The sequence below is a fragment of the Acetomicrobium sp. S15 = DSM 107314 genome (assembly GCF_016125955.1).
Classification (GTDB): Bacteria; Synergistota; Synergistia; order Synergistales; family Thermosynergistaceae; genus Thermosynergistes; species Thermosynergistes pyruvativorans.
In genome coordinates, this window is record NZ_JADEVE010000167.1 from 1 (window position 1) to 371 (window position 371).

Sequence of the window (371 nt, forward strand, 5' to 3'; positions counted from 1 at the left end):
AGGGCGAGAGAGGCTAACGTGCCGATGGATAATATAGAACGCGCCATCAAGCGCGGCACCGGCGAGTTGGAAGGAGTTCAGTATGAGGAGGTCTTCTACGAAGGTTACGGCCCTTGTGGAGTAGCCATTTTAGTGGAGGCATCCCTGTTGGTGGCCTTGTCGGTAGTACTGTTTATGGCCTCGAATTACTTACCCCTGCTTGGGATGGTCGTGTCGCTCTTTTGTCCCGTGCCTCTTGTCCTAAATGCGCGTAGAGGCGCATGCAGGGGGTGAGCGCGGCTGCCGTAACGCCTGTGTCGTATCCCCACGCGGTGGCGAGCAAAAAGTCCGTATACCGCCGTGTGGGGGCACTCGGCTTCACCTCGTTTAAA

1 pseudogene is annotated in these 371 nt (G+C 56.9%); it reads left to right on the forward strand.

Annotated features, from left to right (window positions below):
• Positions 1-141 (forward strand): annotated as a pseudogene (locus EZM41_RS03935) (YebC/PmpR family DNA-binding transcriptional regulator); the annotation flags it as partial.
• Positions 142-371 lie beyond the last annotated feature (230 nt).